The 24,286-nt window shown below is 40.9% G+C and carries 15 protein-coding genes and 1 pseudogene; 12 read left to right on the forward strand and 4 right to left on the reverse strand.

The genetic code is table 11. The annotated features are described in order from the left end of the window. Nucleotides 1–12: 12 nt before the first annotated feature. On the reverse strand, nucleotides 13–690 hold the full coding sequence (gene cobO / locus H6G41_RS00745) for a cob(I)yrinic acid a,c-diamide adenosyltransferase (protein ID WP_190742694.1): 678 nt from the start codon (nucleotides 688–690) through the stop codon (nucleotides 13–15). A gap of 185 nt (nucleotides 691–875) precedes the next feature. On the opposite strand from cobO, the pseudogene H6G41_RS34890 reads away from it, so the two are divergent. From H6G41_RS34890 to speY, 3 genes and pseudogenes are all read left to right on the forward strand, one after another. Then, nucleotides 876–1,244 (forward strand): annotated as a pseudogene (locus tag H6G41_RS34890) (DUF6508 domain-containing protein); the annotation flags it as partial. Nucleotides 1,245–1,301: 57 nt separating this feature from the next. Beyond that, nucleotides 1,302–1,817: an O-acetyl-ADP-ribose deacetylase gene (locus H6G41_RS00750; protein ID WP_190742873.1), complete on the forward strand. Its 516-nt coding sequence runs from the start codon at nucleotides 1,302–1,304 to the stop codon at nucleotides 1,815–1,817. Between the two features lie 48 nt (nucleotides 1,818–1,865). After that, on the forward strand, nucleotides 1,866–3,041 hold the full coding sequence (gene speY / locus H6G41_RS00755) for a deoxyhypusine synthase (RefSeq protein WP_190742696.1): 1,176 nt from the start codon (nucleotides 1,866–1,868) through the stop codon (nucleotides 3,039–3,041). A gap of 383 nt (nucleotides 3,042–3,424) precedes the next feature. Here speY and H6G41_RS00760 read toward each other — a convergent pair whose 3' ends face one another. The 3 genes from H6G41_RS00760 to H6G41_RS00770 form a co-directional block, all read right to left on the reverse strand. Beyond that, nucleotides 3,425–3,910, reverse strand: coding sequence for a gluconokinase (locus H6G41_RS00760; RefSeq protein WP_190742699.1), 486 nt, complete (start codon nucleotides 3,908–3,910; stop codon nucleotides 3,425–3,427). A 41-nt stretch (nucleotides 3,911–3,951) separates the two neighbouring features. Next, nucleotides 3,952–4,719, reverse strand: a complete 768-nt coding sequence (locus H6G41_RS00765) for an armadillo-type fold-containing protein (RefSeq protein ID WP_190742701.1) — start codon at nucleotides 4,717–4,719, stop codon at nucleotides 3,952–3,954. Nucleotides 4,720–4,918: 199 nt separating this feature from the next. Continuing rightward, nucleotides 4,919–5,503: a hypothetical protein gene (locus H6G41_RS00770; RefSeq protein WP_190742703.1), complete on the reverse strand. Its 585-nt coding sequence runs from the start codon at nucleotides 5,501–5,503 to the stop codon at nucleotides 4,919–4,921. 593 nt (nucleotides 5,504–6,096) lie between these two features. Here H6G41_RS00770 and H6G41_RS00775 point away from each other — a divergent pair. From H6G41_RS00775 to H6G41_RS35970, 9 genes are all read left to right on the forward strand, one after another. Beyond that, nucleotides 6,097–7,002 carry an alpha/beta fold hydrolase gene (locus H6G41_RS00775; RefSeq protein ID WP_190742705.1) on the forward strand — a complete coding sequence of 302 codons (906 nt, stop codon included), beginning with the start codon at nucleotides 6,097–6,099 and terminating at the stop codon, nucleotides 7,000–7,002. Nucleotides 7,003–7,114: 112 nt separating this feature from the next. Beyond that, nucleotides 7,115–8,245, forward strand: coding sequence for a succinylglutamate desuccinylase/aspartoacylase family protein (locus H6G41_RS00780; RefSeq protein ID WP_190742707.1), 1,131 nt, complete (start codon nucleotides 7,115–7,117; stop codon nucleotides 8,243–8,245). A gap of 471 nt (nucleotides 8,246–8,716) precedes the next feature. After that, on the forward strand, nucleotides 8,717–9,691 hold the full coding sequence (gene era / locus H6G41_RS00785) for a GTPase Era (protein WP_190742709.1): 975 nt from the start codon (nucleotides 8,717–8,719) through the stop codon (nucleotides 9,689–9,691). Nucleotides 9,692–9,878: 187 nt separating this feature from the next. Next, nucleotides 9,879–10,556, forward strand: coding sequence for a response regulator transcription factor (locus H6G41_RS00790; RefSeq protein WP_190742711.1), 678 nt, complete (start codon nucleotides 9,879–9,881; stop codon nucleotides 10,554–10,556). A gap of 303 nt (nucleotides 10,557–10,859) precedes the next feature. Further along, complete coding sequence (locus tag H6G41_RS00795) at nucleotides 10,860–12,416, forward strand: cell wall metabolism sensor histidine kinase WalK (protein WP_190742713.1); 1,557 nt, start codon at nucleotides 10,860–10,862, stop codon at nucleotides 12,414–12,416. An 836-nt stretch (nucleotides 12,417–13,252) separates the two neighbouring features. After that, a complete protein-coding gene (locus tag H6G41_RS00800) occupies nucleotides 13,253–13,711 on the forward strand; it encodes a PepSY-like domain-containing protein (RefSeq protein WP_190742715.1) in 459 nt (152 codons plus the stop codon). 2,209 nt (nucleotides 13,712–15,920) lie between these two features. Further along, entirely contained in the window at nucleotides 15,921–17,747 is a 1,827-nt protein-coding gene (locus tag H6G41_RS35585) for a calcium-binding protein (protein ID WP_190742717.1), read from the forward strand. 358 nt (nucleotides 17,748–18,105) lie between these two features. Further along, nucleotides 18,106–20,166, forward strand: a complete 2,061-nt coding sequence (locus H6G41_RS00810; protein WP_190742719.1) for a glycosyltransferase — start codon at nucleotides 18,106–18,108, stop codon at nucleotides 20,164–20,166. Nucleotides 20,167–20,201: 35 nt separating this feature from the next. Further along, the gene (locus H6G41_RS35970; protein WP_306790382.1) at nucleotides 20,202–24,260 is read left to right on the forward strand and encodes an S-layer family protein; all 4,059 of its coding nucleotides are present in this window, start codon (nucleotides 20,202–20,204) and stop codon (nucleotides 24,258–24,260) included. Nucleotides 24,261–24,286 lie beyond the last annotated feature (26 nt).

Consider the following 24,286-nt stretch of genomic DNA (forward strand, 5'->3'; position numbering starts at 1 on the left):
TGACAAATTATTTTAATACTCGATTCCTGGTTGAGCTTTCACACCTTGATCGCGGAAAGGATGTTTAACTAGGGTCATTTCTGTTACTAGGTCGGCGCGCTCAATTAACGCAGGTGGTGCGCCTCTACCGGTGAGAATAACGTGAGTATCATTAGGTTTGGTAGCTAAACCGGCTAATACTTGCTCAACTTGTAAGTAACCCATTTTCAGAGCAATATTAATTTCATCTAATAAGACTAATCTAAATTCTGGGTTACGAATGTATTCTAATGATTTTTCCCAAGCAGCTTGAGCTTTATCTAAATCGCGATCGCGGTCTTGGGTTTCCCAGGTAAAGCCTTCGCCCATAGCATGAAATTCTAACTGGTCTTGCCAACTGCTGAACACCCTTTTCTCTGAGGGTTCCCAAGCTCCTTTGATAAATTGCACGATCGCCACTTTATACCCATGACCAAGCGATCGCAATACCATTCCTAAAGCCGCAGTGGTTTTCCCCTTCCCGTTACCAGTATTGACAATCACTAATCCCTTTTCTGGGACAGCTTGCGCTATCCGTTTATCTTGGACTTCTTTACGTCGCTGCATCTTTTGACGATACTGTTCGTTACTCAAAGATGAGGACATCACCTCGTCAATTACGCGTGCAATCTCTTGGTCTGTATCTAATTGTTGTGGGTTATCGTTTTTCATCAATTATTAGTTGTCAGTTGTCAGTTGTCAGTTGTCAGTTGTCAGTAGGGGCGGGTTTATTTGGATCGTTGTTAATCAGTGAGGATATCTGTAAACCCGCCCGTACAGTTGTTAATAGACTATAATTTCTTCACCAATGCCCAATGCCCATTAATTAACAATACGCAGCTAGATTCCTATGTTATATGTCTACTCAAATTACACTGAAAAATCTGGAAACTATATTAGGTTTTGTCACATTATTTACGAATCAAGAAGTTAAGCTATATGAGATCCAAACTAAACCATTGACTTTTGAGCCATATTGCTATTCTAAAGAATTTAACCAGTTTCTTACATCGCTTTATCAAGAAAACTTTATCATTTCTTTTGATTGATTAGCTTGGAAACAAGAAGCAGATCGTCTTGTTACTAATCCTGAACTATTAACTGTAGCAGATATTTCTACATTACAAAAATTGTTCACAACGCACATTCGCCAAGAACGATTTTGTAGCGGTCATTTAGCTATGATGATTGACAATAAACACTTATTAGCAATATTCCAAAGATTACAAGCAATTTATGCATCTGGGATGTTAGAAAATAATCACAATAATGGTGAAGCGAAAATGAGCCAGCAAACATCAGTTATTCAAGGTGATATCACCCAGCTACCAGTCGATGCAATTGTCAACGCTGCAAAAAACTCTTTATTGGGTGGTGGCGGTGTGGATGGTGCAATTCATCGCGCTGCGGGGCCAGAATTATTAGCTGAATGTCGTCTGTTAAATGGTTGTGCTACTGGGGAAGCAAAAATTACCAAAGGTTATCAACTCCCCGCAAAGTGGGTAATTCACACCGTCGGCCCTGTGTGGTATGGTGGCGATCGCGGTGAAGATGAAATGTTAGGGCGATGTTACCGCAATAGCTTGACTTTAGCAGCACAATATCAAATTAAAACCATTGCATTTCCGGCGATTAGCACTGGCGTTTATGGGTTTCCGATGGAACGCGCCTGTAAAATTGCAGTTTCGGAAGTTAACAAGTTTTTACACAGCCATAAGTCTATCGAACAAGTGATTTTTGTCTGTTTTGGACAAAGTGCTTACGATTGTTACCTAAAAGTTATACGAGAATTAACGTAATCCTAGATAACATTAGATTCGGCGTATTTACTTTTCGGGATTCTCAGAATGTCAAAACAACTAGGTCAAAAAATTGCACCGATTCCCATGTCAACGGATATCGGCGTAGTTGATTTGATTGATAATTACTTTACCGCTTACAACTCCGCGCGGTTGCGGGAAATTTGTCAACTTTTGAGTCGTGAGGTATTAACCCCAGGTGTCACCGTCGGTGTAAGTCTTTCTGGGGCGATGACACCGGCGGGATTTGGAGTTTCCGCCCTTGCGCCTTTAATTCGCAACGGCTTTATTGACTGGATGATTAGCACTGGTGCAAATCTTTATCACGATATGCACTATGGTTTGGGTTTTGAATTGTTTGCGGGTAATCCCTTTTTGGATGATGTGAAGCTTCGCCAGGAAGGGACTATCCGTATTTATGACATTATTTTCGGCTATGATGTGCTGCTAGAAACTGATGCATTTATCCGCAAGATATTGCAAGCAGAAGCTTTTCAAAAGCGTATGGGAACGGCTGAATTTCACCATTTGCTAGGTAAGTATGTCTGGGAAATTGAAAAGCAATTAGGGGTGAAAAATTCCTGCTTGCTAGCAACAGCTTATGAATTTGGCGTACCAATTTATACCTCATCTCCTGGGGATAGTTCGATTGGGATGAATGTCGCCGCTTTAGCTTTGGAAGGTTCGCAATTAATTATCGATCCTTCTATTGATGTGAACGAAACAGCTGCGATCGCCTACAATGCACGAGAAGCTGAAGGTAAAAGCGCAGCTGTGATTATTGGTGGTGGTAGTCCGAAGAACTTTTTGCTACAAACTCAACCGCAACTTCACGAGGTACTAGGCTTAGAAGAACGGGGACATGATTACTTTGTCCAGTTTACCGATGCGCGTCCTGATACAGGTGGCTTGTCCGGTGCGACGCCTTCAGAAGCGGTTAGCTGGGGTAAAATTGACCCGGAAGAGTTACCCAGCACAATTGTTTGTTACACCGATAGCACGATCGCTTTACCATTGGTAACAGCATACGTTATGCAAAAAAACCAGCCACGCCCATTAAAGCGGCTATACGACAAGCGAGAAACAATTGTCGAAAAACTTCGCCAAGATTATCTTGCAGCAAAAGCGCAACCATCAGATAAAATTCCTGCGGCTGTAGTCGAAAGTGCAAACCAGCAAGCAGCTACCTATCCTTGCGGTAGGTTAATTCCTAACACACCATAATTAATTTTTGGGGCGGAGTTTTCCCGTCCCAAAAGCAGATAACTGTCTTGAAAATAGCGTTAACTGTTGACTGTTGACTGTTGACTGTTGACTGTTCAGAGAGATTTTCATACCCTCGTTGTGTGATTGATCGCATGACCGTCTAGCGTGAAAGTCCCACAGTAAATGCGATCGCATTAATCAGCAGCATATCTGCATGTTGTAATCAGCGATCGCGATCCGAAATGCGAATTTTTCATAAAATTAATGAAATTATGACAATTCAATCCGGCGATCGCTATTCATCAGCTGTAATGATGAGTAAGTTCATAGTATTGTTGTTTGTCTGTCAGGCGGATAACGTTAGCAATGTGAGTCCGCCTATTTACTAGATTTTATAAAAACTAAATTTTGAAAACTGTTCTAATGTTTTGCACAATAGCCTGGGGTGGTTGTGAAACATCTATATATAGACTGTTTAACGGCTCTTCCAGACTCTCAAACTGACTCTGGAGGAGTATTTCCGTCATATAGTGATTTTGACGCTCTTGTAAGCGATTTTGAATTAAATCATAAGTTCCCTTGAGGTAGACTAGCTGAATGCCATCGCTATCCACTACCAGAAATTGACGATAGCTGTCTTTTAAAGCCGAACAAGCCAAGACTACATTTGTATTTTCTTGCAACCATTGTTTAATTGCTGTTTGCAAATCTTCTAACCAAGGCTTTCTATCAGCTTCACTTAAGGGAATACCACGCCGCATCTTGTCCACATTCTCTGGGGAGTGAAAAGCGTCAGCATCGCTAAACTTCCAGCCTAAAGACTCTGCCAACAGTTTGCCTACAGTGGTTTTACCAGAGCCAGCAACACCCATAATGATAATAATCATAAAGCAAGCAGGTAAAACACCATATATTTGGCAGCAAATTCTTAAGAAGGAATTTGACTTCTGATTTTGGCAGAAACAGGAATAAAAATACCAGATGTATTGGTTGGAAGTACTTGTGCGCTATCTAAAGTTTGTAAACTTTCAAAAGCTGCTTCCCGAATTACGGCTTCTTCTTCCTGAGTTAATAACAATTGCAAACATTCAATTACATTTTGTTTTACACCTGCATCAACCCGTTTGCGACTGACAAGTTTAGTTAATTGACGTACAGCAACCAGACGCTTTAAGGAGTCTGGTTGTGTTAAGTTATCTAACAAGCGATCGCATTGGTCTTCTTGACGAATTCCGTAGAAATTGACGATTTGGGAAACTAGCAACATTAAGGTTAATAAGGTTCCTAAACCCTGGAAAATCACACCCGCAGCAATCCAAGGGTTGTTGGAGTCAAACCAAATAGCCGCTGCTATGTAAGTTGTAAAAGTCGCAATCCCACCGCTACTCACAGCCAAGATTAACTGACGGTTAGGAGCATTAACAAACCCCTGCATTTGAGACCAACGTTTTTGCCAGTCCCACTTCTGCATGGAGTAGACTGATAACATCACGCCAATACCAATCAGCAGCGCCAAAAGAAGTTTCCAGTTCCACAACAGCATAGCAACGATAATGGTCACGAATCCCAACAGGCCGCCTGGCCCGGAAAACCGCTGAAATTTTCGCTGCTTTGAGGCTCCTGTCTTAAGATCTGGAAGCGACCAGTTAGAAAGCTGGTTAATTAATTGCTGCCATGAAGACAAAGCCTGCGCCACGGTGTTTACCTACTAGATTACAAGATTATTAGTTTATAGTTTTACTTGATAGAATGAAAGAATGGGAGACCCATTAATTATTAAGGCTGTCGATGCCTATGGGCTTAGAGATGCCAGCTATTAGAGTCGCCTCAAGCTGCCATCGAGAATCAATAATACCTTATTTGTTTGTTAATTGTTGACTGTTGACTGTTGACGATTAAAAACAAAACCGAAAGTTATCTAGGGTAAATTGACCGTCAAAGGCACCGAAGGTCAGATAATGGATATTATTTGCAGCTATGGATAACAGGGTGTTGGGAGGGATGGAAGAGTCAGAATTGGCGAGATTTGCTCCTGGTAGTACTGTTTGCGCCAGCATTTGGCGATCGCGATCGTAAGCTGTCAGTACTAGCCGCTGTGAACTGGTGACAACCGCACTCACCCAATTTACGGGTTGTAAAAAACTTACCTCTAACAATCCACTCTTCGGCGATCCCATCAATACTGTCGAACTTGAGTGCGTGGGAAATGCTGGATTTGAGGGTTGTATGGCTAGACAATTCTCAAAAATCACACCCCAGGACTCGTACTGGCGTTCTACAGTTTCAAAACATTTCAAATCCTCAAAGTTTAAAGCAATACAAGTAGGTGTATTTGCTGATGCAGTTTCATAAACTTCTTTTACCGAACCCTGCCACTCTGAAGCTAAAGTTTGGTGATGAATATGACCGCTATCAACCGCAAATTCACTTCCATCAAACTTAGGGATTTTATCTGATTTAAGAATAGCCTCCTTTACCATCACACTCCGCCTTACAATTTTCTTAAGAATAATTTAGTTTAATAATTCGTCATAATTACGAGCAAGGTTTATTTTTTTGCTGGCAGTACTAAAATTAACAGCTGTTTGCCTCAGCGTTTTGACTTAATAGTTTACTTGCAAAAATTATCCGTAATCTTTCTGATAGATTACCACATAAAACACATGCCATATTTAATATCTAAGTTATCCTGACTACCAAGTTAAAGCCTGATGGGACAGTACATAGAGGCAAAACTAGGCAAGGTTTATAACAAAAAAAACACAATATCTTCATACACAATAAGGTAATTTTACATCTACTTAATCTGACGTTGGCTAGAAGTTTCAACATGATGGATTCACTCATAATGAAAGAGATCTGAAAGTTAGCAGGTAATACTAAGCTACGATCCGAGATAGTCAACCACATAGGTATGCAGGAGAGTGCTAAAAGATTTTCTCCATACTTATCGATACTGTATGTTAATACTCGATTACTTAGTGCTATTCCGGAACGTAATTTAGTATAAATACTTAAGATTAGCTAAATTTTTACTTTTCCCAAGCAACCACAAAAGTGAATCACAATACTTATGTTTCAACCACTAGGATTTGAGCAACGATCGCTAATTACCTCTCTAGGGAGAATAGTTTACTACACGAACACAGGTTCACTCTGGCAAGACGATAGCACTCAAGACGAACGAGAAACTTTAGTGTTTCTTCACGGATTTGGTGGTGGTTCTTCAGCTTATGAATGGTCTAAAGTTTATCCTGCTTTCGCTAGCGACTATCGCATTATTGCACCTGACTTACTGGGGTGGGGCAGATCTGAGCATTTAGGACGCAATTACCTCATTGAAGATTACTTAACAACGATTCAGGAGTTTTTCCAGCAGACTTGTACGGTTCCAGTCACAGCGATCGCATCTTCTTTAACCGCAGCAATCATAATTAGAGTAGCGATCGCTCATCCTCAGCTATTTAAATCTTTAATACTCACGACTCCCGCCGGCTTGTCTGATTTTGGTGAAGATTACTCGCGCAGTTTTTTTGCCCAATTAGCCAGCGTTCCCATTGTCGATCGCTTGTTGTACAGTACGGGAGTAGCAACTAGTAACGGAATTCGCACTTTTTTAGAGCAACGACAATTTGCCCAGCCTAGCCGAGTTTATCAAGAAATTGTCGATGCTTATCTACAATCTGCACAACAGCCGAATGCTGAATATACAGCACTGTCTTTTGTTCGTGGCGATTTGTGCTTTGATTTATCGTTATATATTCAGCAATTAACTACTCCCACCGCTATCATTTGGGGAGAAAAATCCCAATTTACCGGGCCAGAAATTGGTCGCCGTTTAGCGGATCTCAATCCCCAAGCCATTAGAATTTTTCAACATTTAGAAGATGTCGGATTAACACCACAGTTAGAACTACCAGCAGTGACTGTTGGCTTAATTCGTCAGTTTTTACCTCTGCTGAATTCCTCAATTATTTAGTCAGCATTGAAAAAACAGAACAATATGTCAATACTTGATTTATGCAATATGGGTATGGTGGGTAACGCCCATCATACTTGTTTTATTTTTGAATTTTGAATTTTGAATTTTTATGCAACCAATTATTGAAACGATTTCTTTACGTCAAATGGCTTCAGGCGATCGCCTATTTTTACAAGTTTATAAATTTATTGGCGCTCATCCAGGTAAAAAAGTTTACATTCAATCTAATCTTCACGGTGCAGAAATAGCGGGTAATGCAGCGATTCACCAACTGATTGAGTTTTTACTAACAATAAATGATACAGATTTAGCTGGGGAAATTTGGCTAGTTCCGGTTTGCAATCCAATGGGAGTAAATGAGCGATCGCATCATTTTTCTCCTGGAAGATACTGTGTTTATGAAGCCAAAGACTGGAATCGGATATTTTGGGACTACGAAAAAGAAGCTGATGATTTAGTAGCCTTTACTAAATCTCAACTTCAGCTTAATAGAGAGGTCGTCCGACTCAATTATCTAACTACGATTAAAGAAAAATTTGCCAAAATTTTAGAAAAAATTAATTCCCCAGTGGGATTAGCTTATACTGAGCAATTTGCCTATAAATTACAATCTCTGAGTATAGATGCAGACTATTTAATTGACTTACATAGTTCCACAAATCAAGCAATAGACTACCTTTATTACTTCCGAAATCGCGAAGACAGTGCCAAATATTTCTTACTTGATTGGGGAATTTTACTAGATCCTTATGATGGTGATGCTTTTGACGAAGCCTTTATTAAGCCTTGGTTAGCGCTAGAAGCGTGCTTTGAAAAACTGGGGAGAAACATCCGGTTTGATATCGAAGCTTGGACACTGGAACTTGGTTCGGGAATGCAGATAAATCCTGATTCAGTAAACAAAGCAATTTTAGGTATAAAAAATTATTTAGCCCACAAAGGAGTCTTGCAAATACCTGAATTTCCTAAAGAACAAACCAGCGATCGCCAAATGACTTTTTCCGCCACCAGTAAAATCATCAAATATTATGCGATCGCAGGTGGCATGATTCAATCTAGAGTTGCAGTAGGTAGTAAAGTCAAAAGACAAGATAAACTCTATCAAATTCTCAGTTTCAACAAAGCCAGCCAATTACCCCAGACAATCGATATATTTGCAGAACACGATGGATTAGTTTATGAAATTTCTACTAATCAAGCCGTGAATCAAGGTGAATTAGTACTGAGAATTATGCAGTAGTTCGGGCTAATCAACCACCATAAAATAAAATATCTCTTCCCCGTGCAGTAATTACCTAACTGAAAAAACAGAATAATAGCACTATTGTTGATTTATGCAAAGAAAAAAAAGAGAAAAATATTAATTTTTAGATTTGGATTTATCCTTGGGATGATTAATTTTGCAGACTTCCACAGAGCTTCAGTGGGAGTTTTGAATTTTCAATTCCCCCAAAGGGGGTTAGCTTCTCTATTATCGGTATTGATGACACCATGAAATACAATTGCAGCACAGTGTTATCATGAGAGCAATACCCAATAAGAGAGAAAAATTTAGCGAGTTTGTATACTCCTGTCTCTTTTTTGGATATTGGAACACAATATATTTAGTAGTAGATTAAACTTAAGCAGAGGCAATCCCCAAAAAATGCCAGGGTGATCTTATGTTTCTTACTTGTCTAAGAAGAAAAACAACTTATCCCAACTATAAAATATGACGGTGGAGCTAAAGGTGACTAGTATTGATAATCACATCTTCTCTTTTTCAGGAGAAGTATCGATTCCCCAAGCTCCTCCTGAATTTAAGTCAGGTTTCATCGGCATTATCGGTCGCCCTAATGTCGGTAAATCTACTTTAATGAATCAATTGGTAGGACAAAAAATAGCGATTACGTCCCCGGTAGCCCAGACTACACGTAATCGCTTAAGAGGGATTTTAACTACACCACAAGCCCAACTAATTTTTGTAGATACGCCAGGAATTCATAAACCCCATCATCAATTGGGAGAAGTACTGGTGCAAAATGCCAAAATTGCCATTGAGTCAGTGGATGTAGTGCTATTTGTAGTAGACGGAACCGTGGCTTGTGGTGCAGGCGATCGCTTTATTGCAGAATTGCTCAGTCGCAGTCAAACACCAGTAATTTTAGGTTTGAACAAAGTCGATCAGCAACCCACAGATTCTCAACAGATAGATGATAGTTACACACACTTAGCTGAATCGTATCAATGGCAAACAGTCAAATTTTCTGCCAAAACAGGACTGGGATTGCCAGAATTACAAAATTTACTCATTGAAAACTTAGACAACGGCCCATTTTACTATCCCCCTGACTTGGTAACAGACCAACCAGAACGCTTTATTATGGGTGAATTAATTCGCGAACAGATTTTGCTGTTAACGCGGGAAGAAGTACCCCATTCAGTAGCGATCGCTATTGATCTGGTAGAAGAAACCCCAAGTATTACCCGCGTCCTCGCCACCATCAACGTAGAGCGAGATTCCCAAAAAGGAATTCTCATCGGTAAAGGTGGTTCAATGCTCAAAGCCATTGGTAGTGCAGCACGCGAACAAATTCAAAAGTTAATTTCTGGCAAAGTCTACCTGGAATTATTCGTCAAAGTCCAACCAAAATGGCGACAGTCTCGCGTTAGTTTAGCAGAGTTAGGGTATCGCGTGGAAGAATAGAAATTAGTCAATAGTCAGTTGTCAGTAGGGGCGGGTTTATGAGAGATTCTTATAGATATTTGAGAATCTCTGTAAACCCGCCCGTACAGTTGTCAGTTGTCAGTCGTGATTGATGATTGATTTTCTACTAATGACTATTGACTAATGACTATTGACTAATGACTATTGACTAACACCATCGATAAGAATGTCTCCAGATCGTAGCTCCTTCTTAAATTTGCCAGCAGATGCGCCGCCTTTGCGCATTTTAATTATTGAAGACGATCCGATGATGCAACTGGGGCTGGAACAATCTTTAATGGTTCATCCCCAGTTAGAAATTGTCGGACAAGCAGAAGATGGCTATTTGGGTGTACAAGCAGCATTGCAACTCAAACCCGATTTGGTAGTCATGGATATCGGATTACCAAGACTCGATGGAATTGCGGCGACACAGCAAATAAAGGCCGCATTACCAGAAACTCATGTAGTGATGTTGACATCCCATCAAACGGAGACAGAAATTATTGCAGCATTATCTAGCGGTGCAGATGCCTATTGTATCAAAGGTGCGAGTGTGGAGCGGTTATTAAGTGCGATCGCCGCCGCCATTGATGGCGCAACTTACCTCGATCCCCAAATTGCACGGCGAGTAATTGAAAATCTCCGCCCACCCACCGCTAAGGGAAACACCGCTAATCTTTCGTCCCGTGAGTTAGAAGTATTGAAACTCATGGTAGAGGGTTTAAGTAACCCAGAAATTGCCGAAAAACTTTATCTCAGCCCCAACACTGTGAAAACGCACGTCCGGGGAATTATGAATAAATTAGCAGTAGACGATCGCGTGCAAGCAGCAGTTGTCGCTCTGCGATCGGGACTGGTATGATCCCCACAAATAACCCCAATTTGCGCGACTAACAATAATTAAGCTCATCCCTGTGTCAGCAGCGATCAGAAGATCGTTATCTTTGCGCTCACATTGTATAATTTAATTTCGGGAATTCTCTAGCTATAGATATGCTACTATCTCTGCGGCGGTAACTTATATCAATTAAAAAACAATGCTACAGACAGGTAGGGGCACAACAATGTTGTGCCCTTAAGAATAATTGATATGTCGCAAACATTATTTGAATTGGTATTAAGTATAAAAGCTATAAAATCAGCCATAATTTTTCATCATAAAAATATGATCAATGAGGACGACACAAGTAATAACCAGCCAGCAGCAAGCAATAATTCAAAAACTAATAAGGGGTTTTTGTGGGCTGCACGTACCCGGATTCTCTTCTGGTATGTGTTAATTTTAGGTATTGTATTTGTAGTATTTATTCCGGCTTTTCGTCAAGTTTTATATGCAAGAGTCAATAGCCGCGTTCAGCGAGAGAACAACGCCAAGATGAGAATTTTTGAGGACTTAATTACTGGACAACCCCTTTTTTTTGGGGAGCATCCAGATAATAGCGATGATGACAAAGTAATTAATGAACTAAAAGAGTCTGATAACCGCCTGATTAAACCACCAACATCAAAAGAAGAGTTAAAAGATTTTTTTGATGCTTTTTTAGGTACGCAAATTCCGGAAGATGACACATTTTTAATCGCATTAATTGAAGGAAAATTTTATAAATCTAGTCCCAGAGCCAGACCGAAAGAACTAAGCCGAGACTCAGAAATAATGCGCTATTTTGCGACTTTAACCCAACCCAAAGAAGGGGAAAAAATAATTCCTGGTAGCGCTGTTGAAAGTATCGTTTATTTGGCTCAACCTGTAAAAATTAAAGGCCAAGTTATGGGTGTATTTGTAATAGCACACCCAACTTTTGGCGAACGTGGAGAAGTGGTAGAAGCTGTAGCAGTTATCGTTCAGGTAGGTGCAGCGGTTGTAATTTTAGCTTTAATATTGGCTTGGTTTGCTTCCGGAAAAATTCTCGCACCCTTGCGTTTGTTAAACCAAACTGCTTGTAATATCAGCGCCTCAGATTTAAATCAACGTATTTCTGTTAGTGGTCAAGGAGAACTAGCGGAACTAGCAACTACCTTTAATGCCATGATGGATAGGTTGCAAAATGCTTTCATCAGTCAGCGAAATTTTATTAATGATGCGGGTCACGAATTACGCACGCCAATTACAATTATTCGCGGTCATCTAGAGTTGATGGGGAATCACCCAGAAGAAATAGAAGAAACTCTAGCCTTAGTCATGGATGAACTAGAACGGATGAATCGGTTTGTCAATGACATGATTTTACTAGCAAAGGCAGAGCATCCCGATTTTTTGCATTTAGAAACAGTGGATGTTTGTGCTTTAACCGAAGAATTGTATGCCAAAATTCAGGCTTTAGGCGATCGCCAATGGCGACTCCAAGCCACCGCCAAATGTAAAATAGTCGCGGATCGTCAGCGTCTCACCCAGGCTGTGATGAATTTAGTCCAAAACGCTACCCAACATACCACAGATATTGATACTATTACCCTTGGTTCAGCGATACATCAAGATAAGGTTAGCTTTTGGGTACATGATACGGGAGAAGGTATTGCTGAAGCCGACCAACAAAGAATTTTTCAGCGTTTTGCGCGTTCTGCAAACAGTCGTCGTCGTTCTGAAGGCGCAGGTTTAGGATTATCTATTGTCCAAGCTATTGCAGTAGCTCATGGTGGACATGTTACTTTGAAAAGTAAGCAAGGAGCGGGAGCTAAATTCACTATCATTTTACCTTTGGAACCGCCCCAAGAAAGAAAATAGTTAGAAACTCTAAATTTACAATTAACACACTTAAATATAGTAAAAAATCTCGTTATCCCACTTTTACAAATCAAAAACCTAGGACTTAGCTATTGATAATAAATACCTAATCTTGATGCTTGCAAAACCCTACATATCCTAGGGTTTTAGGAGTGCTAAACCCTCCTATATTGCAATACAGTTCAGTTAGCGCCAAAAACCTTAAGTTGCGTAGGTTGGGTTGAGGAACGAAACCCAACATTTCCAGGAGTTTGTTGGGTTTCACTTCGTTCAACCCAACCTACAATTATCCTTAACTGAACCGTATTGTCCTATATTGCGACTTTGGTAATACCAACAGGACTTACGCAAACAAAATTTGTCATTGCGATCGGAACGCAGTGTAGGGAAACAATCCCATAATATCAGCCAATTACGCCTCTGCGCTCTTCATGACTTAATTCCCTAACTTTTGCGTAAGTCCTAACCAATTTAAATAGTTTTTACAGCACATCAATATATTCTAGCGGTCATGGCACTGCCATGCCCCTACCGTCTGTCACATTCTTTTTTTAAATTGGTATAAATTATGCCGATTTCAATAACGTTGGCGACATATAGATATATTCTCAACAGAACTGCCTCAAAAACCCTAGATAAGCTAATATGTGTCTAAATTGTATAACTACTAATAGGGGCTGTTGACTGTCAAGCCCTGAGGATAGATTGTGCAACTTAAAAGCAAAATAGATTATAGTGGTTTATGGTAAGTATTTTTGCTAATATCACATAAAATTGGATATTTAAATTTCAAAAATAAAGTAATAATTTTCTCTGTCAAATAACAATTTCAAATAATGTCGTTCAAATCAATTATACTAAATACTTGTAAAGGGTTTATACTTATAATTTTAACGGCTTGTAATAGTTGGAAAAATCAACAAAAACCTGTAATAGTACCAACAAATGTACAAGCCGCATTCCAAGCCAAATATCCTCAGATTTCCCCAAAGTGGGAAAGGCATCACTACGGTTATGAGGCAATCTTTACTGAAAAAAATATTTCTACTGAAGTTGAGTTTTCCGATACAGGTGAATGGTTAGAAACAGAATATTTAGTAACAGTTAATGAATTTCCCGATTTTATTGTAAAACGCATCAAACAAGAATATCCAAAATTTATTATTACAAAATACGAAATTGAAATTACACCTCAGGGTAAGTTTTACGAAGTAGATATTACAGATGGTGAAACTGAAAGCGAATTATATTTTGATGTTAAAGGTAATCCTCAAGTTGATTTATATGAAGATTAGGGGCATTGGGCATTGGAAAGACAGATTTTTATGTTTGGTTATGGCGGAACTACCTTGAAAATAGGGACTAGAGGCTAGGGACTAGGGGCTAGTGAAGAGATATTTTCATGCCCTCGTTGTGTGAAAAATCACATGACCGTCTAACTTGACAATAGGGTTGACTAATGAATAATCATGTTTAATGTTGAGCGTTTCTGAGTTGTATTACTTGCTACGCTCTGGAGAACTGTTACTTGTATATAATTGGAGGAACCACTTGCTGCGTTCTTCCGTCTGGTACATCAAGTTAGCCTATGCTGGGAAAGAACCACAACCAGGTTCTATAAATCTTGCACAAAAAAATACCAGCCTCTAAATCTAGAATATAAAAGCACTTTTGGTAATTACAGTCCAGTTTTCTGACAGTGGTTTGAGCGACATATCCCTGAATAATTTATTCCGTCTCTAGGCTGAGATGCAGATCGAGATTTAATCATTATTTCTATCAATGGTTAATTGAGATAGTATAGGTAATCCTGACGATTCGCCTTTTTAGGCTAATTTTACGAATAGATATAGATTCGCATCTATCAAAAGATAGATATTTTTATATGCGATCGGAAATGAATTTGAGCAGAAAGGTAACTTATATGAAGAAGCAACCACAAGGGTAGTATTAAGCACTCACAATCGAATCAGGGCAGGATTAAAATGGCTGTGACTATACGATGACTCCCGATTTACTAGATACTTGTATTGCTTCATAGAAGTAGAATTATCTATTTTTTGAAAGTGTGTTAGAAATCGCCAAAGCCTTTCACTACAAGGCAAAAGCCCAATTATTTATGAGATTATTAAATCTTTATATTCTGCTCACAATCATTTCCGCTTTACCAAAGATTTAAATTTGGGATTTCAAATTTGATCAACAGAGAATCAGTAAATTGGAAATAATTTTGAGGTTAAAAGGGCATTTTCAGATATTGACAGATGCACGGTAAGCATAAGAGAATACTACTCGTGATTCCTAAATAGATTTCTTAAGAAGACTAATTTTTTCTTTAGACCCGGCTAGATAATTCAATCAAATCAGACGTAAATTACTTTGGCAGAGCATAGTAAATGTTTATCCTACATTTAAACAAATACTTAACTAACAGTTAACTAGGGTTAAGTAAAAAACAAAAGCTTTGTTCAATCAGTGATTACTGAAGTTATAAAATCTCGGTGAATTGGCAACAGACTTTAATTTTGGGGTTGGGTGGTCTACTATCATGTTATTTACATACTATCATTTTAGGTTTCTGGCGCAAAGAGATTGCATCATGAAAGCGATCGGCAATAAACCGCTATTTCAGCATTGCTCGATCTACTTAAATGATGTCATTGAAAATCAGCTAAATTTGTGATAAATAGGAATAGTCTCTAATGATAGAATTACATTGTTACAGACTGAACTAATCTTAATTGATTTACAACTGATATCCTTGTAATTCGATGGTTAGAACTGTTTGTACTTACCTAAGATTTGCAGTTAAGCACAAATGAAATCTACGGTAATGTGGCTAGAGACTAATCAATAAGGCTAGAGAACTGAATTTTTGACGTACTTTTTAGGCTAGAGAATCTATAGCACGAAAGATAATTGGTAAATTAGTGCTATGGTTAAGGCAATTCGGTATTGAGTGTTTCCCATCAAAGACTTTCGTAATAGTTAATTAGCTCCAGGCGACTGGTGTTAGTTTTCACGGTATGAAATTTTAAAGTTTACTGATTTGGCTTTTGCCTAGCATAATTTGCTGGATGCATATTAGATAAACATAGTTTCGTGCTGGTGAAATAACTGCACTTGACATAGGGATATAGTGAAGTTTGACAACAGGCTTCTAAGATAGCTGGAGGCAAATTATGGGGCATAAATTTATGTATTTATGCCGAGCTTGGAATGGCTAAATTAGCTATGGCTTAACAATGATTTAAACATTTTATACTGATGTGTGAATTTTCAACAAACGTTGTAGTGAAAAATTTTTTCTCGCGGAGTAATTGGGAGTATGTATTACGAAAGCAAGCAATATTTTCTCACTATGGCTTGATTTCCCCTCTCTCAAATTTGGGAGAGGGGAGTAGTGAGAGTAGTAAAAATTAATTCCCAATAGAGGGAATTGTGTATCTAGCACCTTTAAGTTAGCTAGCAAAATACTCTTTTGACAAAATAAGGACAATAGACATGGCAACACCAGATAACGATTTGCTTATAGGCACTGCCGCCAGGAATATAATTGATGGCTTAGAAGGCAATGATACCATCGAGGGCAGAGGTGGCAATGATGATCTGTTTGGCAACATAGGCGATGACATCCTCCGGGGTGAAGCTGGCAATGACAGACTCTTTGGTGGCGGTGACAAAGACATCTTAGAAGGTGGAATTGGCAACGACACCCTTGATGGTGGAGACAGCGATGACGAACTCTTTGGTGGAGATGGGAATGATAGTCTCAATGGTGGAGATGCCTCAGACATCCTCTATGGTGGATTGGGTAATGATAGGCTCTTCGGCGATGCTGGAGATGACACCCTCTATGGTGAAGATGGCAATGACTTCCTAGATGGTGGGGAAGGTAAAGGCGAACTCCACGGTGGAAATGGTGCTGATACCCTAGTTGCTGGACTAGAAGAAGCCGTCCTGTTTGGGGATGCTGGCAATGATTCCCTAGTTGGTGGTAGCAACAAAGACAACATCGATGGTGGTGCTAACAATGACCGCATCTTTGGTAATGATGGCGACGACACTCTGTTAGGTGCTGCTGGTAATGACTTTATCAATGCTGGAGATGGTTTTGACAACGTTGATGGTGGCGATGGTAACGACACCATAGAAGGCGGCGCTGGCTTTGACACCTTAGCAGGCGGTGCTGGCGTTGACAGAATCCTTGGCGGCCTTGACAATGACATCATTGAAGGTGGCGACGGCAATGACTTTTTACTCAATGCCACTACTGGAGTGTTTACCAAAGGACTCTTTGGTGAAGACGGCGATGACAACATCAATGGCAACGCTGGTAATGACTACCTCAATGGTGGAGAAGGTAATGACACCCTTGAAGGTGATGACACCTTAAGTGCTGCTGGTAGTGACACCATTGATGGTGGTGCTGGTAATGACATCATTGAAGGCGATGCTGACAGCTTGAGTGGTGGTAACGACTCCCTGTTGGGTGGCGACGGTGATGACCAAATCTTTGGCTTTAGCGGTGCTGACACCGTTGATGGCGGTACTGGCAATGACACTATTGAAGGCGATGATGCCTTCGGAGACCCTGGTAACGACTCCTTATTGGGTGGCGACGGTGATGACCAAATCTTTGGTGGTGGCGGCGATGACATCATTAGAGGTGGTCTTGGTATTGACATCCTGGATGGTGGCGACGGTAATGATGTCCTCACTGATGAGGGTGGCGCTACTACTTTCTTTGGCGGTGCAGGTAATGAAAGCATCACTGGCGGTATTGACGCTGACTTTATCGATGGTGGAGAAGATAATGACTCCCTATTGGGTGGAGGCGGCAACGACACTATCTTAGGTCAAGGTGGCGATGATACCCTCAATGGTCAAGCTGGTGATGACTTCCTCAATGGTGGCACCGGCATTGACCGGATTATAGGTGGTGCAGGTAATGACACCCTCACTGGTGGAGAAGACCTGGAAGGTCAAACCGCAGCCGATATCTTAAATGGTGGAGCTGGCGCTGACATATTCCAGTTATCAAGCACAGGCTTCTTGCTAGAGCCATTAGAACCAGGTGATCCTACCCCAATTCTTCCTCCCGGTGACATCATCCAGGGCTTCGAGGATGGGATCGACTTTATTGAGTATGAGTTTGTCACTGGCTTTGAAGAACTGATCATCACTGGTAACGGCACTTCTCAGGTTACTATCAGCGTTCTCAATCAAGGTATACCTGGAGAAATCCCTGATTTCTTAGAAAAAGTTGCAACCGTGAATGGACTCAATGGTTCCGCGATTACAATCACAGAAGCAGATTTCCTCGTCTAAGAAATGGGCAACTAGGCGGTGTACTTGGGTACGAACCAAGTAACACACACCTAATAGTTACCCTAACCTTCAAGAGTAGCTACAGAGTCTGGACAACTTGTTGAGCTACTCTTGGGATTAAGTCTCAATTATAACTATTTGATTTCTTTATGGACTTCAAAGTTAACTTTGAGCAATAGTAGGGCGAGCAATAATCACTCTACTATCTAAAACTCCAAAATTGTTTGGCGATCAATCGCAAATACCTCCAATTACATACCCACAACGTTTTTTTGCTTGTCAGATTCTCGATTTTTGCAATCTATCGAGAATCTGCTTACCCATAATCAGCGAGCAGAAAACTAATATTTAACAAGCCATGCGAATATTATTTTTACATAAGAATTTCCCTGCCCAATTTCGGCATGTGGCTGCGGCGTTAGCTCAGGATAAAAATAACCAAGTCTTTTTTGGTACTACTCGCCAAGAAGGTAGTTTGGCTGGTGTTAATCGAGTGGTTTATAACCCTAAACGGGAAGCTAGAGCAGAAACACACCATTATGTTAAACCCTTAGAAAATGCGGTGCTGCAAGGTCAAGCTGTGTATCGCCTAGCAGAGCAACTGAAAGCACAGAGCTTTGTTCCCGATGTAGTTTATGGTCATTCGGGTTGGGGCCCGACTTTATTTATTAAAGATATTTTTCCGCAAGCTAAATTACTTTGTTATTTTGAGTGGTTTTATCACGCTCATGGAACTGACGCAGATTTTGATCCTAGCGATCGCATGACGGCTGATGATGAAGCCCGAATTAGAATTAAAAATGCGCCTATTTTACAAGATTTATATAGTTGCGATCGCGGTTTGTCTCCTACCTATTGGCAGCGTCAGCAATTCCCGTTAGAATATCACAACAAAATTACCGTAATGCATGACGGGGTTGATACTAACTTTTTCTCTCCAAATCCCGGTGCTAAGTTAGTTTTACCCCGGATCAATCTTGACCTTTCCCATGCCCAAGAAATTGTCACTTATGCTACTAGAGGCATGGAACCTTATCGGGGATTTCCCCAGTTTATTGAAGCGGTGGCTTTACTCCAGCAACAACGCCCTAACTGTCATGTGGTGATTGTCGGTGAAAACCGCGTTGCTTATGGAAAGAAACTCCCCGACGGTAAAACCTATAAGGAGGTGATGCTAGAAAAATACGATCTCGACCTCAGCCGAATTCATTTTACAGGTTGGTTACCTTATTCTGAATATTTGCAAGTACTGCAAGCTTCATCGGCTCATGTTTATTTAACTCGTCCCTTTGTTTTATCTTGGTCTTTAATCGAATCTTTAGCTACAGGTTGTTTGGTAGTGGGTTCGCGAACTGCGCCGGTGATGGAGGTGATTCAAGATGGTGTTAACGGATTGTTAGCAGATTTCTTTTCACCACAGGAAATATGCGATCGCATTTTAGAAGCTCTGAACCATCCAGATAAAATGGCTAGTATCAGGGCGAAGGCTAGACAAACAGTGCTTGAGCGCTATGATTTAGCCCAACTATTACCCCAACATTTGCAATGGATACAGCAATCAGAAGAACCTCAACTAATTTCGCCTTGGGAGGGAAGAAAGTTAGAGTTGGTGGATAGTGGCGAATCTAAGGGATTTGGGAAACAACAAAAAGCCCAGAAGTCTTTAGCTAAATCTGCGCAAATTTTACAAGTTAATCATCAAACCTTAACCACCCAAGAAATTATTCCTCTGTTGAGTCGCTATCAACTATTACCCAAGCTTCAGCAAGAACTGATAATAGATAGTGCGATCGCTTCTATTACCTGTAGCAACGAAGAAAAAACCCAGTGTTATCAAGATTTTTGCACACAAAATCAATTGTCATCGGAAGCAGAACGCCGAGCTTGGTTAAAACAGCAAGGGATGAATGAAGCCCAATTCTTAGATTTAGCAACTCGCAATCTGAGAATCGAGAAATTCAAAAAAGCCACCTGGGGTAGTAAGTTAGAGAATCATTTTCGCCAAATCAAACCGAAACTTGATCAGGTTGTTTATTCTCTGATTCGCCTTCGTGATGGTGCGGTAGCGCAGGAATTGTACTTTCGTCTATTAGAAGGTGAACAGTCCTTTGCTGAACTCGCAAAACAATATTCCCAAGGTGCAGAAGCTCAAACTGGCGGGTTAATAGGGCCAGTATCATTGAGTACACCTCATCCCCAACTTGCCCGCATTCTTGCCATCAGCCAACCCGGACAATTGTTGCCACCTAAAAATATTGGTGATTTGTGGTTAATTGTGCGTTTAGAAAAGTTTATACCAGCACAATTTGACAAACCAATGCAACAACGGCTGCTTAACGAACTGTTTGCAGCTTGGTTAAAAGAGCAAATGCAAAAAACTGCTCAATCCCCATCTTTAGATATCCAACATTCAGCTTAAATTACTGATTCTTTAAACCCAAATAGGTACCTAATATGCCAGCTTTCAACTTTAACGAACAATTACTCACAGGAAACGATTTTACTGGTCAAAACCTCAATGGTTCGACATTTTTCAAAGCCACTCTCACCAATGTGCTTTTAGTAAATACACAATTGAGAGGAACAAACTTTGAAGAAGCGAAACTATATAATGTTGATGCCCGTAATGCGATTTTTGCCCCGCAAAATAACTTTGGCCCGGCTAATTTATTTAAAGCGACATTAGAAAATGTCAATTTTAGAGGAGCCAATTTTACTGGGGCTAATCTCTCACTGATTGACACCAAATTTATCAACTTGTCCAACGCTAATCTCACTAATGCCAATCTGCGAGAAGCAAATCTTAGTGGAGAACAATCGGAGCGACCAAACCTGAGAGGTACGAACTTTACCGGAGCCGATTTATATAAAGCGAAGCTCAAAGCTGCTGATTTGACAGGTGCTAATTTAACAAATGCCAAGTTAGAAGAAACTGATTTTGAAGCAACTTTTTTAGTCAATGTTGATGCAACCGGTGCTGATTTCCGATTAGCAAAACTCACAGATTTAACTATAATAAATTCAATATTTGACTTGGCTAATTTCAGTAATGTTGTTCTCAGTGATGCGCCTCTAGAACCAGGACAAACTGCTAATGCTAGGTTTCGTGGTGCTAATTTAACCAACTTTATTCTCGATGATGCAATTTTAACGGGTTCTGATTTTAGTGCCTATGTAGCTGCTAATGGCGCTGTCACAGTTACAGATTTGAGTGGGGCTAAATTAATCGCCACCGATTTTACTGGCTCAAATTTCAGTAGCGCCAAGCTGTTGAACGCCGATCTATCAAAAAGTAACTTCACAAATGCCAATTTTACCGGGGCTAACATGAGTGGAGTGCTGACAACAGATGCGTTTTTCAATGGAGCAAATTTCACTGAAGCCAATTTGAGTAACGCTAATTTGTCAAAGGGCGACTTTACAAATGCTACCTTTATCGGAGCCAATCTTACAGGCGCGATCGCGGTGGATGCGATCGGTTTATCTCTTGGTGATGGCGGTAACAACACCCTTAACGGTACTAGCGGCGGCGATAACCTATTTGGTAATGGTGGTAACGATACCCTCAACGGTGCTGGCGGTAATGATTATCTCGATGGCGGCGCTGGTTCTGACAGGATGGTTGGTGGCGCTGGTAATGACACTTATGCAGTTAATGTTACAGGTGATGTTGTCGTTGAAAATGCCAATGCAGGTATAGATACTGTCCGTTCTAGCCTTGCTAGTTATACTTTAGGCAACAACGTCGAAAACCTGACTTTAACTGGTACAGCCGTTAGCGGCACAGGTAATACACTGAATAATATTATTACTGGTAATACTGGTAATAATACCCTCAATGGCTTAGGTGGTAACGATACCCTAATTGGCGGTGCTGGGAATGACACCCTTGATGGTGGTGCTGGTGCTGACTCCCTAGTTGGTGGTACAGGTAACGACACATATATAGTTGATAGCGGTGATACGATTACAGAAAACGCCAACGAAGGTATAGATACAGTTCAAGCCAGCCAAAACTATACTTTAAGCAATAACTTAGAAAACCTGACCTTGACTGGTACAGCAGTCAGTGGTACGGGTAATACAGACAACAATACTATTACAGGTAACGCTAGCAATAACATTCTCAATGGGTTAGGTGGTAACGATACCCTGATTGGTGGTGCTGGTGCTGACACCCTTGATGGTGGCGCTGGTAATGACTCAATGGTTGGCGGCACTGGTGATGATAGTTACATAGTTGATAGTGCCACAGATGCGATCGCCGAAAACGCCAACGAAGGTACAGATACAGTTCAATCTAGCTTTAACTACACCTTAAGCAACAACTTAGAAAACCTAATTTTAGTAGGTACAGCCGCCAACGGTACTGGTAATACAAGCGCCAACACCATTACAGGTAATGAACTCAACAACAACCTTAATGGTGGTGATGGTACTGATACCCTAATTGGTGCGGCTGGGAATGATACCCTTGATGGCGGTGCTGGTACTGACTCCCTGATTGGCGGCACTGGTGATGATAGTTACATAGTTGATAGTGCTGGGGATACGATTACAGAAAACCCTGGCGAAGGTGTAGATACTGTGCAATCTAGCTTTGACTACACCTTAAGCAGCAACTTAGAAAACCTCACCTTGATTGGTACAGCAATTAGCGGTACTGGTAATGCAGATGCCAATATCATTACAGGTAACGCTAGCAACAATATCCTTAATGGTGGTGATGGTACTGACACCCTTAATGGTGCTGGTGGTAACGATACCCTTGATGGTGGTGCTGGTGCTGACTCCCTAGCAGGTGGTGCTGGTGATGATAGTTACATAGTTGGCGCTGGGGATACGATTAGCGAAAACGCCGATGAAGGGGTAGACACTGTACAATCTAGCTTTGACTACACCTTAAGCGACAACTTAGAAAACCTAATTTTATTAGGTACAGCTGAAAACGGTACAGGTAATGAACTTGCTAATACCATCACAGGTAACGCTAGCAATAACAGCCTTAACGGCGCTGGCGGTAACGATACTGTAATTGGCGCTGGGGGAAATGACACCCTTGATGGTGGTGCTGGGGATGATTCCCTGATTGGTGGTGCTGGTGATGATAGATATATAGTAGATGGTGCAGGAGATGCGATCACCGAAAACGCCAACGAAGGTACAGATACCGTTCAATCTAGCTTTAACTACACCTTAAGCAGTAACTTAGAAAACCTGACCCTAGTTAGTATAGCCGTCATCGGTACTGGTAACGAGCTTGATAACACTATCATAGGCAACGAGTTAGATAATACCCTCAACGGCGCTGGTGGTAACGATATCCTCATTGGCGGCACAGGTAATGACATTTATGTAGTCGATAGCGCTGGGGATACAGTTACAGAAAACGCCGATGAAGGTCTAGATACTGTGCAATCTAGCGTTGACTATACTTTAGGCGACAACCTAGAAAACTTGACCCTGATTGATACAGCCTTAAACGGTACTGGTAATGAACTTGCCAACATCATTACAGGTAACGTTAGCAGCAATACCCTCATTGGATTAGCTGGAAACGATATCCTTGAGGGATTAGCTGGTGCTGACATCCTAGACGGCGGTATAGGAGATGACACCTTAATTGGTGGTAACGGCAATGACTTGCTTTCTGGTGATGAAGGCAATGATATCCTGGATGGCGGTGCTGGAGCCGATATCTTGAATGGTGGTACAGGCGATGACTCCCTGATTGGCGCTGGTGGTGCTGATATCCTGGATGGCGGTGCCGGTAATGACACAGCTAGTGGTGGTTTGGGTAACGATATATACATAATCGATAGTGCAGGAGATGTCATTACAGAAAACGCCGATGAAGGTACAGATACTGTTCAATCTAGTGTTGACTACACCTTAGGCGATAACTTAGAAAACCTCACCTTGACTGGTACAGCCGTAGCAGGTACAGGTAATGGACTAGCTAACACCATTATTGGTAATGAAACTAACAATAGCCTCAATGGTGGTGCTGGAGCCGATACACTTTTTGGTAACGCTGGTGCTGATACCTTGCTGGGAGCGGGTGGAAATGACTATCTTGATGGCGGTGACGGCGATGATAACCTTAACGGTGGAGCAGGTAATGATACCCTGATCGGTGCGGCTGGTAATGATATCCTCATAGGCGCTGATGCCAATGATGTTTTAGTCGGCGGTACAGAAAATGACACCATCACCGGTGGTTTAGGTAGCGATACCATTCGCTATGCCTTTGGCGACGGACAAGACCGAGTTAATGGATTTGTTACAGGAACAGGGGGAGATTTCCTTTCCTTCAGTGGTATTGCTGCTATTGATGTATTTACCAATACTACTAATGGCAACACAGTATTTCGAGTTGGCGATGGAATTATAGGTAACGCCGGGTTCAACCAGGGTACTTTGTTGCTGACTTTGGTTGGTACTCCCTTTAGTCAAGTAGATATCGCCACCAACATTGTTGACTCAGCCGGAACAACCTTCTTATTCTCCTAGATTCCTCAGAGATACAAACTCAGAGA

This window comes from Tolypothrix sp. FACHB-123, from assembly GCF_014697075.1.
Classification (GTDB): domain Bacteria; phylum Cyanobacteriota; class Cyanobacteriia; order Cyanobacteriales; family Nostocaceae; genus Aulosira.

What these genes read in the sequence shown, in the direction of transcription:
- cobO (WP_190742694.1), bottom strand. Translation starts at nt 690, where the DNA reads ATGAAAAACGATAACCCACAACAATTAGATACAGACCAAGAGATTGCA.
- H6G41_RS00750 (WP_190742873.1), top strand. Translation starts at nt 1,302, where the DNA reads ATGAGCCAGCAAACATCAGTTATTCAAGGTGATATCACCCAGCTACCA.
- speY (WP_190742696.1), top strand. Translation starts at nt 1,866, where the DNA reads ATGTCAAAACAACTAGGTCAAAAAATTGCACCGATTCCCATGTCAACG.
- H6G41_RS00760 (WP_190742699.1), bottom strand. Translation starts at nt 3,910, where the DNA reads ATGATTATTATCATTATGGGTGTTGCTGGCTCTGGTAAAACCACTGTA.
- H6G41_RS00770 (WP_190742703.1), bottom strand. Translation starts at nt 5,503, where the DNA reads ATGGTAAAGGAGGCTATTCTTAAATCAGATAAAATCCCTAAGTTTGAT.
- H6G41_RS00775 (WP_190742705.1), top strand. Translation starts at nt 6,097, where the DNA reads ATGTTTCAACCACTAGGATTTGAGCAACGATCGCTAATTACCTCTCTA.
- H6G41_RS00780 (WP_190742707.1), top strand. Translation starts at nt 7,115, where the DNA reads ATGCAACCAATTATTGAAACGATTTCTTTACGTCAAATGGCTTCAGGC.
- era (WP_190742709.1), top strand. Translation starts at nt 8,717, where the DNA reads ATGACGGTGGAGCTAAAGGTGACTAGTATTGATAATCACATCTTCTCT.
- H6G41_RS00790 (WP_190742711.1), top strand. Translation starts at nt 9,879, where the DNA reads ATGTCTCCAGATCGTAGCTCCTTCTTAAATTTGCCAGCAGATGCGCCG.
- H6G41_RS00795 (WP_190742713.1), top strand. Translation starts at nt 10,860, where the DNA reads ATGATCAATGAGGACGACACAAGTAATAACCAGCCAGCAGCAAGCAAT.
- H6G41_RS00800 (WP_190742715.1), top strand. Translation starts at nt 13,253, where the DNA reads ATGTCGTTCAAATCAATTATACTAAATACTTGTAAAGGGTTTATACTT.
- H6G41_RS35585 (WP_190742717.1), top strand. Translation starts at nt 15,921, where the DNA reads ATGGCAACACCAGATAACGATTTGCTTATAGGCACTGCCGCCAGGAAT.
- H6G41_RS00810 (WP_190742719.1), top strand. Translation starts at nt 18,106, where the DNA reads ATGCGAATATTATTTTTACATAAGAATTTCCCTGCCCAATTTCGGCAT.
- H6G41_RS35970 (WP_306790382.1), top strand. Translation starts at nt 20,202, where the DNA reads ATGCCAGCTTTCAACTTTAACGAACAATTACTCACAGGAAACGATTTT.